Raw genomic sequence first — 10,366 nt, forward strand, 5'->3', positions numbered from 1 at the left:
GAATTACTTAGCAGTAAAGTGCATAAGCTATCTACATATCATCATAACCACTATGAGCCTTGTTGCCATAATTTTAACTATAACAGTGCTTTATGAGTTTGTTCAAAAGGAGTTATGGAAGGAAATGCAAAAATTTGATGAACAAACCATTCAATCGAATTAGAGTAATCGAACGTGTAATTTTGATGAAGTGCTTTGGCGTTAAGTTTCTAATTCAGATTTGATACCCAGTAGCCATTTCAGACAATTGTGTTACGAATACACGAGGTTACAGTGTAGCAGGCTCTGCTGACTAGCCCTTTGTTATCTCGAGTGTTATTAGTTAGTCGTGATATGGATACGAATAAACTTTTCAGGGTAAGGGTAACTGTACTTACGCCCTTTTTTTAAAGACTTTTTACTTAACTTACAAACTTTATAATCGCCTGATGTTTTGATCTTATGGATGATGGCTTTGTTTTTTGTATGACGCATTTCAACCATTATATCGCAATACCCAATGTAATCGGATGTACGCTTATTTACATATTGAGTAACCGTTTTTTTGATCTTTTTTGCAACAGGGTTAGTTTGTGAATCGTCAGCGTTGATAGTTATAGAGCAGAGTAAAGAACAAAGAGTGATGAGTTTTGGAAACATGATATAGACCTCACTGAGCGATAAAGGTCTATGATGTCAAAGGTGCCTAACGTTGTGGTATTTAACGGAGCAAAAGTCAGGCTAATTATCCAATATATGTAATTGATAAAACTGTTAATCACTAATTAAAAACATGTAGCTCAAGCTTTTTTGGAGCCTTTTGACTTAAAACCTTGATGTGGAAAAACATTTCGGATCCTTTGTTGAATATTCTTTGGCACTTCTTTGGAAAACTTTAACGTATAGCCATTACGTTTACTGTACACTTTTAGACAACCATCAAAAGGTACAATATCCCCAATTTCGACTAGATTATGTTTAAAAGAAGGAGGTAAATGACCTTTTATATCAACAATTTTACCGAGCTCAAACCTTAGCTTTAAAACAGGTCTATCTACGCCGACTAACCAAAATATAATAATTGCAGCCGCAATAATTACGTAAATCATAACTTCCTCCATTCAGATCAAGTTTAATCAGAGAGTAATTTACTCAGGTCTTCTTTTAAGTTGTTAACTGTCTTACTTGCTTTTTCACTTCTCGAAGCTTCACTTACTAAGTATTCGATAGCATCTGATAAGGTGCAACCTAACTCATTCGCTCTCTGGGATAACTTTTCCCATACTCTATAATCTAGGTCGATAGATTTCTTTTTAGTGTGGACTTGTTCTGCATTAAAATGACGCTTCCTTTTCGCTCGAATAGCTTGTTTAAGCTTGTTTTCCAGTTCAAAAGACATGTGCTTTTCGATCCAATCCAAAACCTGAGTTGGCTGGGCTTCTAACTTTTTAAGTTCATTGATTGCAACATCAGCTTCACTAGAATCTATATGGCGTGTGATAGCTTCCCCATCCTTCCACTTCTTAACCAAGTATTGCCATTTCCATCCACATTCTAAATTTTCAAGCTGTTGATACTTCATCATATGTCCCTAGTTAGTAATACTTATGGTGACAGCGTAACCCAAAGAGTGGTGTTATTCAATTGATACACGATTAGATAGCGATCCAATTCAAATACACTACTTTAATCTAGCGTATGTGCACTAGATTCTTATATATGCTTGTCGCTTTTTTCTATATACTTTGCACCCTATCCCATTAACAGTAACCTCGATGACTCAAGTAGATTGGCGTTTAGTCACACCTCAATACGATCAGTTTAAAAATCAATTAGAAAACTATAACCAAGTTGAACCCTACTCTTTTTTAGAGATCCAGCCTCGTCTTAAATCTAGTTTAGGTCGCTTTATTCAGCTTAAGAGCCTCACGAGAGTTCTACTTGTAAACTCTCCTGACAACGCAATTTACAGACAATTAATTACTGAGTCTTGCGTCCAGCTTATTGGCGATAACTCGACTCCTGTTATTAAGACCGAATCTCTACGTATTGAAAATCTATTTGACCAAGTTCAGGTTAAAAATGGCCAAAAAATTGTTTCTCGAAAAGGTCTTCTTTCCCAGGCAAACAATGGTTATCTCGTTGTATCAGCAAATCTAATTTTGGCTAACCCAGGTGCGTGGTTGTTACTAAAATCAGCGCTGCTTGGTGAATGTATTGAAAGCTTCAATACTAATGCTAAGAAGCTCTCTGAGTCATCAGAAACCAATATTTATAATGTTAAACTCATTGTAATTGGTGAGCGCTCTCAACTAGGCGATTTAGATTATCTAGATTCAGATATTCAGACAGGATTTTGTTTGTTTAGTGAGATTGAACTAGACATAAAACTTTCTGAACTAAGCATCGAGCATTACCTAGGTTATATACGCTGGGTGCAAGATCGTTACCAACTGCCAGAGTTAGAATTAAAAGCTGTAGAGTCCCTATTGACAGCTGGTGCGAGAGCAACTGAAGATCAACACTATGCCCCACTGTGCGTAATTTGGCACAATTCACTACTTGCAGAAGCCGCGATTGAGTCTGAGCAAAAGACGATTACTAGCGAACATATACTGCAGGCAATAGCACATAAAACTTCGCGAGAAGCTTATCTGCCTATTAGAGCAATCGAAGATATCCTTGATGGCCAAGTCATCATAGAAACGAGCGGTGAACAAATTGGACAAGTTAATGGCTTGACTGTTATTGATGTTCCTGGCCACCCTGTTTCCTATGGTGAACCTGCTCGTATTTCGTGTGTCATCCATTTTGGTGATGGCGATATCTCCGATGTAGAAAGAAAGGCAGAACTAGGAGGCAACCTTCATGCTAAAGGCATGATGATTATGCAAGCCTTTGTAAGTAGTGCGCTTGATCTTGATGAACCTCTTCCGTATTCAGCTTCTGTTGTATTCGAACAATCTTACTGTGAAGTTGATGGAGATAGCGCCTCTCTTGCCGAGTTATGCTCTTTGGTCAGTGCTCTATCAGAGTCACCTATCAACCAACAAATCGCGGTAACAGGTGCAGTTGACCAATTTGGACGGGTTCAAGCCGTTGGCGGCTTAAATGAGAAAATTGAAGGTTTCTATGACGTTTGTGCTCACCAAGGTTTAACTGGGAAACAAGGTGTTATTTTGCCGAGATCAAACTTAAAGCATTTGGCTCTTAAGAAAGAAGTCGTAGAAAGCATCAAAAATAATCAATTCACTATTTGGTCTGTATCAAATGTTGACGAGGCAATTCCGTTAATAATGAACAAACCATTTAGAGATGAAAACGAAGAAAGCGTTCTTAGCAAAATTGCGGAACGTATTGAAAACTTTGAAAGACATGAACATCCCCCTGGATTTGTGGAGCGCATCAAAAACTGGTTTGTCTAGTACTGATCGGACTTGTTTAGCGTACACGTGTTCACTAAGATGCACCTATCAAAAATTGGAGTAATTGATAATGCAAAACAAACGTGATTCTTACACTCGCGAAGAGCTTCTAGCATCAAGCCAAGGCGAATTATGGCCACAAGGCCCTCAACTTCCAGCACCAAACATGCTGATGATGGATCGCATCACTAAAATGTCTGAAACCGAAGGTGATTTCGGTAAAGGTTTGATTCTTGCTGAGCTAGATATTACTCCTGACCTATGGTTCTTTGATTGCCACTTCCCAGGTGACCCGGTAATGCCTGGTTGTCTAGGTCTAGACGCTATGTGGCAATTAGTTGGTTTCTACCTTGGTTGGGTTGGTGGCGAAGGTAAAGGCCGTGCTCTCGGTGTAGGCGAAGTTAAATTCACAGGTCAGATCCTTCCTACTGCTAAGAAAGTTACATACGAAATTCACATGAAGCGAGTTGTTAACCGTCGTCTAGTAATGGGCCTAGCTGATGGTCGTGTTCTTGTTGATGGTAAAGAAATTTACGTTGCTAAAGATCTTAAAGTTGGTCTTTTCCAAGATACTTCAGCTTTCTAAGCTAAATTGTAATTAGAATAAGGCAGTGTTATCACTGCTTTATTTTTRCTTACGCTCTTTTAGTTATAGTGCATTAGTTTCATCAAGAATATAAAAAAGCCCATTCATCAATGGGCTTTTTTACTCTTAAACCAATTTTGTTATTTGTAGAGACCTGTTTGTTTGTCATCTCTGGCGTCACGCCAACCACCTAGCCAATACGACCGAGAATCCATTTGACTATATGGGCATGCTTCTTGAGATCTTCCATTTAACCCTGCCTTGTAGCCTTGGGATTGAGCTCGCTCTAGGCGATCACGCTYTTGTCTCTTCATAGTTCAGTCCTTATACGGGTGTCATTTACTAACGTACAACTATTAAACTTATATGGAGTTCAGGTTACTCCACAATTAAGAATCGTCTAGGAACTCACTTTTCTCAAGGTAGAAAAAAGCCCAAGTTCACAATTGTGAACTTGGGCCAGAGACTAAATTTTTTACTACTTTCTACGGAACCCTAGAAGGCCTAGTAGTGTCAAAGCAAAAATACCTAGGCTACCGCCCGATCTTTCAACCGTTTGTGTATCGTAGCTTCGGGTTTGAATATCCGCTGATGTTGCACCAGTTTTAGGTACTAACTTAACAGCAACAACAWTTTCAGCTGCACTGCCACCACCACAATATGAATTATGTGACGTTGTATCGTATGGCCCTACTGAACACTTAATTGCCGTTGCCGAAATAACACCGGCATCGTTTATGTCTGTCGCATCTATAATGCGAAAATGGTTATTAGTACCTGATACATTTCCGTCATTGGTTAAATCATCAAGCCACCAAGCTTGATTCTTAAACAGAGCACGTCTTGTCGCATCAGTTCCTGTTGCTTGATATGGATTAATGAACCCACGATGTCTACGTTGTTTACCATCGACTTCACGGTTAGTATCTGCGTCGATCTGGCCAACAATCTCATTGAAGTTATTTACCGCTCCGGCCTTACCACCAGCACCAGCAAAGAAAATACCACCACTTAAGAATGTAGCTGATGGTGTGGCGTCACTAGCATCTGGAACAACAAATATTCGATTGTTCACAGCGCCGTTTTCAGGTTTATCACCATCACGCTGAGCAGTACCAATAACAAATAGGTTGTCGTTAATGTCAGTTGCTACAGAGTTATTGTGAATAAAATCTCCACCAACTTTAACTTCTGTGCCCGAGATTAATCGAGAGTTTTCAAAAGTTGCTAAACTTAAATCCGCCGGCGCACCATTATCAAGTGTCGCTTTGAAAATTGATGCATTCATGTGCTGGTCAGTATAAGTGTTATACCCTACAGCGTAGAGGTCATCTCCATTTATCGTAAAACTTCTAAGGCTCCCTTGCCCAAGATAGACATTGTCTTTATTTTCAACCCCACCATTCCAATCCAATTGTTTCAAGCTGGACGAGCCAGAGCCTGCACTCCAGATAGAAGCTTTAGAGCTATTATGTGCGCCATTCTCATTACTAACTTGCTTAGAAATGCTACCCACGGTAAATGTACCGTTGGTTTTCCACGCTCTTGATTCAGAACGTACAGTTAAGTCAGAGACATCAATTACATCAGTATTCGCAACAGGTGAAAAACTTACATTACGAGAACTCGAACCGTTAGATTGATTGCCAACGGCAACAGCTGTATTGGCACCACCAGAGCTATCTAAACTATTAATAACTGAGTTTGTTGCTGTGTAGCTAGCCCCTCCTTCAACAAATGCCTTCGCATTTACAGAAGCTAAGTTATTAATCTCCAAAGCCCATGTATCCCATCTCTTCGTCGCCCAACTACTACATGTCGAATAACGAAGCTCAGTGATACAGTAACTTTCAAAATCAGCCCATTCCTGGATATAACGGAATGCGTTATCCATAGCGAAGGGAACTTCTTCCCGATAACTTACACCTTCAACAGAATTTCGAGTTTCACCGGCTAGTTTAAAGCTACTACATGCAATAGTACCGACAGTATTTGTGGTAAAACAACTTTCAGCTCCCGACACCGTCGCGTCTTGAATAGCTACACCATATACTTCATTACCGCCAATCGGGCTCGTGACTTCAACTACATCGTAAAGCGCAGCATTAGCTTGAGTAGCAGCTAAAACTAAAGCTGCTACTGTGGTTAATTTAAATTTAATACAACTCATGAACAATTAACTTTCCTGTTGTAGTGCGTCTAGCTCTTCCCATCGCTCGAACGCTACTTCAAGTTCCTGCTCTGTCGCAGCTAACTTATCTAATATTGATTTTGTTTCATCTACAGGCTTGCTGAAAAACTCAGGATTATTAACCTGTACCTGTAAGGTTTCAATTTCGGCTTCCAGTTCCTCTAAGCGAATAGGTAGCGCTTCTAGCTCTCGTTGCAGCTTATACGATAATTTCTTAGTTTTAGCCTTCGCTGGCACAGTTTTGGGAGTTTCCTCAACTACTTTCTCTGGCTTTGACGGCTTTTCAACCTCTCTGTACTCTAGCGCCTGTTTTCTTTGTTGCTGAGCATCATGATAGCCACCAACAAATTCTTCAACTACGCCATTTCCTTCAAAGATCCAACTTGTCATCACTGTATTATCAACAAACTGACGATCGTGACTCACTAAAAGCAACGTACCCTGATAGTTGGCAAGTAAATCTTCTAAAAGTTCCAATGTTTCGATATCTAAATCATTGGTAGGTTCATCGAGAATCAGTAAGTTGTTTGATTTAAGGAAAATACGAGCTAGCAACAGACGGTTTTTCTCACCACCAGACAGTGCTTTAACAGGAGTACGAGCACGTTTAGGAGAGAACAAGAAATCTTGAAGATAGCTTAATGCATGGCGCTCACGGCCACCGACTGTTACTTCTTGTTTACCATCAGCTAAATTATCGATAACCGACTTTTCAGGATCTAAAATTTCGCGATATTGGTCGAAGTAAGCGACTTCTAGCTTAGTACCACAATGCAGACGACCTGAGTCAGGCTTCAATTGATCAAGAAGCAGTTTAAGAACCGTACTCTTACCACAACCATTTGGCCCGATAAGTGCGATACGGTCGCCACGCATGATGTTGAAGCTAAAGTCTTTAACAATCTGTTTGCCTTCAAAGCCAAAGTTAATGTTCTCTGCTTCAAATACGATCTTACCTGAACGTTGGCCATCATCGATTTGAATAATCGCTTTACCCTGCACTTCACGGCGGTTCAATCGTTCTTCACGTAGCTTCTTAAGCGCACGTACACGACCTTCATTACGAGTACGACGTGCTTTGATGCCTTGACGAATCCATACTTCTTCTTGAGCTAACTTCTTATCGAATTCCGCATTCTGCATTTCTTCAACGCGCAACGCTTCTTCTTTCTCGATAAGGTAGTTTTCATAATCACCAGGATAAGAGCTTAACTTACCGCGATCGAGATCGACGATACGTGTCGCCATCGATTTAATGAAAGCACGGTCATGCGAAATAAAGATGATAGAACCGCGGAAGTCCTTAAGGAAGCCCTCTAACCATTCAATTGTCGCGACATCTAAGTGGTTGGTAGGTTCATCTAGAAGTAAAACGTCTGGGTCACACACAAGTGCACGAGCAAGTGCTGCTTTACGTTGCCAGCCGCCTGATAGGTCTGTCAGTTTAGTCTCAGCAGTAAGTTTAAGTGCTGCCAATACGTTACTTACACGATCTTCAAAACGCCATGCATTAGCATGATCCAATTGTTCTTGAACGCGAGTAAGACGATTTAGGTTCTTTTCACTAGGGTCTGTTCCAATGAGATCCAGAAGATCATGATAGATCTTAAGTTGTTCGCCGATTTCCGCTAGGCCACCAGCAACGTAATCATAAACGGTACCTTGCTCATTACGCGGTGGATCTTGTTCTAGACGAGATACAACCACATCTTGCGTGATTTGCATCTTACCGTCATCCATGATGATGTTCCCAGACAGGATTTTCATCAATGTAGACTTACCAGCGCCATTGCGCCCTACCAAACAAACACGTTCGTTTTCTTGAAGTGCGAAATCCGCACGATCTAATAACGGGTGATCGCCAAACGCTAATTGCCCGTTATGAATTGTAAGTAATGCCATTCTTCTTTAACCAATCATTAAGTTCTAACAAGCCAAATGGCCAGTTAAGCTCTGAGCTTTCAGAAAGGTCAGAGCTTTCAAATTTGAGTACCGGAATAGTGACCCCGTAACGGGAGAAGAGCTCATCGTCAAATGCAATATCAACAACGTTGACATGATGGCTAATATTTAACTGTTCCGTAAGTTTGAATGCCAYCTCACATAGATGGCACCCTTCTGTACTGTAGAGAGTCAGCACTATATATCCTTATAAATCTCTTAATTACTTATGTGTAATCAACCAGCAGTTATGAATATGCTTATTACGAGAGAAGTCCAAAGGCAGTGTCTTCGCAGAGATGTTCTGTGCATTAAGACCTAACTCTTCTAAGCCTTCTAGATCCATCTTGAAGTGGCGCTTATTGTTAGAGAACACAACCGTGCCTTCTTCACGAAGAATACGCTTAAGGTCTTTCATCAATTGAATGTGATCACGCTGAACATCAAAAGATTGATCCATACGCTTAGAATTCGAGAATGTCGGCGGATCGATAAAGATTAGGTCATAAGAACCTTGCTCTTTAGCCAACCATTGTAAGCAGTCAGCTTGAACGAATTGGTGTTGACGGCCAACACGGCCGTTAAGCTCCATGTTCTGTTTTGCCCACTCAAGGTATGTATTAGACATATCTACCGTTGTGGTAGAGCGTGCACCACCTACACCAGCATGAACAGACGCACTGCCTGTATAGGCAAATAAGTTTAGGAAGTCTTTACCTGCAGCCATCTCACCGATACGACGACGAGTGATCTTATGATCTAAGAATAAACCCGTATCTAGGTAATCGTGAAGGTTAACAATCAGCTTAACGCCGTATTCGTTCACTTCTAGGTTAGATGAATCTTGAGCGATTTTTTGATATTGAGAACGGCCTTTCTGCTTCTGACGAACCTTAAGAACAACGTTGTTTGCTTCTACGCCAGTCACTTGAATAGAAGCTCGGATGATGTCTGTTAGACGACGCTTTGCTTTTTCTTCAGGTACATCTTTAGGTGCTGCGTATTCTTGAATCACAAGGTGACCTGGGTATACGTCAATCGCTACATTGTATTCTGGTAAGTCAGCATCGTAGATACGGTAACAGTCTAGTTGTTCTTTCTTAGCCCATTTACCAATCTTACCAATGTTCTTTTTAAGACGGTTCGCGAAGTCTGGAGCAATTAGCTGTTCTTGTTCGCCCGTTGGACGTTCGGACATCGGACGGTCTGAAATAGAGTAGTTTTTTTGGTGACACGGTAACGCACCATTATTCAGTTTGAACTGTTTGTCAGCACGCATACGCAAGCAGCTTAGCAGTTCATCGGAGCTAGAGAAGATTGACGCATTACAGCCACCAAACTCAGCTTTAAGCTGTGCACCAAACGCAGTGTAAAGTGCAATCAGGCCAGGCTCTGTACCTAAACGCTCACCGTAAGGTGGGTTTGAAACGATAACACCATTATTAAACTCTGCAGGGCGCTTAACTAATGCAGCATCACCTACTTCGAAGTCAATCAGTTCTTCAACACCAGCACGACGAGCATTATCACGTGCTGTTTTAATCATACGTTCATCATTGTCGTAACCATAGAACTTACATTCTACTTTCTTAACACCACGACGGCCTTGAACGTTTGCTTCCGACTTCACTTCAGCCCAAAGCTCAGGTTCAAAGTCTTCTAGAGATTCAAAACACCATTTCTGACGCTTAACGCCAGGCGCCATGTTTGCAGCCATCATTGCCGCTTCAATCACAAGCGTACCTGAACCACACATAGGGTCTAGGAATGGTTTCGTCGCATCCCAACCGCTTCGAAGAAGGATCGCAGCAGCTAGAGTTTCACGTAATGGTGCACGGCCCGATTCCGGACGGTAGCCACGCTGGTGAAGACCGCTTCCAACCATATCAACACCAAGGATCGCTTTATCACGGTGAAGACGAACGTGAATACGGATATCTGGGTTTTCTTTACTAATAGATGGGCGTGGTAGAGATTTTTTCTCAAAGCAATCCACAACAGCATCTTTTACTTTCATCGCGCCGTATTGGCTATTGCGAATTTCGTTATTAGTACCATTAAAGTCAACAACGAAACGTTTAGAACTATGGAATTGATTTACCCAGTTAACTGCTGTTGTTGAAAGGTACAAATCCATGTCGTCTTGACACGTAAATTCAGAAAGGACACGTACAAATCGAGAAGCCAAACGACTCCATAAACAACAACGATAAATCAGCTCATTCGTGGCTTTGAATTTAACAC

At 41.0% G+C, this 10,366-nt stretch carries 10 protein-coding genes; 2 read left to right on the top strand and 8 right to left on the bottom strand.

Annotated features, from left to right (window positions below):
* Positions 1-318: 318 nt before the first annotated feature.
* The 3 genes from L4C33_RS15705 to matP all read right to left on the bottom strand — a co-directional run bounded on the left by L4C33_RS15705 (position 319) and on the right by matP (position 1,561).
* Positions 319-639 carry a hypothetical protein gene (locus L4C33_RS15705; RefSeq protein ID WP_428813359.1) on the bottom strand — a complete coding sequence of 107 codons (321 nt, stop codon included), beginning with the start codon at positions 637-639 and terminating at the stop codon, positions 319-321.
* Between the two features lie 140 nt (positions 640-779).
* Positions 780-1,088: a DUF3634 family protein gene (locus L4C33_RS15710; protein WP_428813360.1), complete on the bottom strand. Its 309-nt coding sequence runs from the start codon at positions 1,086-1,088 to the stop codon at positions 780-782.
* Positions 1,089-1,111: 23 nt separating this feature from the next.
* Complete coding sequence (gene matP, locus L4C33_RS15715; RefSeq protein ID WP_428813368.1) at positions 1,112-1,561, bottom strand: macrodomain Ter protein MatP; 450 nt, start codon at positions 1,559-1,561, stop codon at positions 1,112-1,114.
* A 193-nt stretch (positions 1,562-1,754) separates the two neighbouring features.
* Here matP and L4C33_RS15720 point away from each other — a divergent pair, with 193 nt between their 5' ends.
* Both L4C33_RS15720 and fabA read left to right on the top strand, forming a co-directional pair.
* Positions 1,755-3,404 (top strand): S16 family serine protease, encoded by a 1,650-nt coding sequence (locus tag L4C33_RS15720; RefSeq protein WP_428813361.1) that lies wholly within the window; start codon positions 1,755-1,757, stop codon positions 3,402-3,404.
* Between the two features lie 70 nt (positions 3,405-3,474).
* The gene (gene fabA, locus L4C33_RS15725) at positions 3,475-3,990 is read left to right on the top strand and encodes a bifunctional 3-hydroxydecanoyl-ACP dehydratase/trans-2-decenoyl-ACP isomerase (protein WP_428813362.1); all 516 of its coding nucleotides are present in this window, start codon (positions 3,475-3,477) and stop codon (positions 3,988-3,990) included.
* 140 nt (positions 3,991-4,130) lie between these two features.
* Here the strand turns inward: fabA and rmf are convergent, their stop codons facing one another.
* From rmf to rlmKL, 5 genes are all read right to left on the bottom strand, one after another.
* Positions 4,131-4,304 (bottom strand): ribosome modulation factor, encoded by a 174-nt coding sequence (gene rmf / locus L4C33_RS15730; RefSeq protein WP_428813363.1) that lies wholly within the window; start codon positions 4,302-4,304, stop codon positions 4,131-4,133.
* Between the two features lie 164 nt (positions 4,305-4,468).
* Entirely contained in the window at positions 4,469-6,160 is a 1,692-nt protein-coding gene (locus tag L4C33_RS15735) for a DUF3466 family protein (RefSeq protein ID WP_428813364.1), read from the bottom strand.
* A 6-nt stretch (positions 6,161-6,166) separates the two neighbouring features.
* Positions 6,167-8,083: an ABC transporter ATP-binding protein gene (locus tag L4C33_RS15740; protein ID WP_428813365.1), complete on the bottom strand. Its 1,917-nt coding sequence runs from the start codon at positions 8,081-8,083 to the stop codon at positions 6,167-6,169.
* A complete protein-coding gene (locus L4C33_RS15745; RefSeq protein WP_428813366.1) occupies positions 8,061-8,321 on the bottom strand; it encodes a glutaredoxin family protein in 261 nt (86 codons plus the stop codon). Before L4C33_RS15745 ends, L4C33_RS15740 begins: the two co-directional genes overlap by 23 nt.
* Positions 8,322-8,345: 24 nt before the next feature.
* Positions 8,346-10,366, bottom strand: a 2,021-nt coding sequence (gene rlmKL / locus L4C33_RS15750) for a bifunctional 23S rRNA (guanine(2069)-N(7))-methyltransferase RlmK/23S rRNA (guanine(2445)-N(2))-methyltransferase RlmL (protein WP_428813367.1), incomplete at its 5' end; no start/stop codon positions are given.

This window comes from Vibrio makurazakiensis (assembly GCF_050337375.1).
Taxonomy (GTDB): domain Bacteria; phylum Pseudomonadota; class Gammaproteobacteria; order Enterobacterales; family Vibrionaceae; genus Vibrio; species Vibrio makurazakiensis.

Coding starts and splice junctions, on each gene's coding strand:
- L4C33_RS15740 (WP_428813365.1), bottom strand. CDS start 8,083: ATGGCATTACTTACAATTCATAACGGGCAATTAGCGTTTGGCGATCAC.
- L4C33_RS15720 (WP_428813361.1), top strand. CDS start 1,755: ATGACTCAAGTAGATTGGCGTTTAGTCACACCTCAATACGATCAGTTT.
- L4C33_RS15705 (WP_428813359.1), bottom strand. CDS start 639: ATGTTTCCAAAACTCATCACTCTTTGTTCTTTACTCTGCTCTATAACT.
- fabA (WP_428813362.1), top strand. CDS start 3,475: ATGCAAAACAAACGTGATTCTTACACTCGCGAAGAGCTTCTAGCATCA.
- matP (WP_428813368.1), bottom strand. CDS start 1,561: ATGAAGTATCAACAGCTTGAAAATTTAGAATGTGGATGGAAATGGCAA.
- L4C33_RS15710 (WP_428813360.1), bottom strand. CDS start 1,088: ATGATTTACGTAATTATTGCGGCTGCAATTATTATATTTTGGTTAGTC.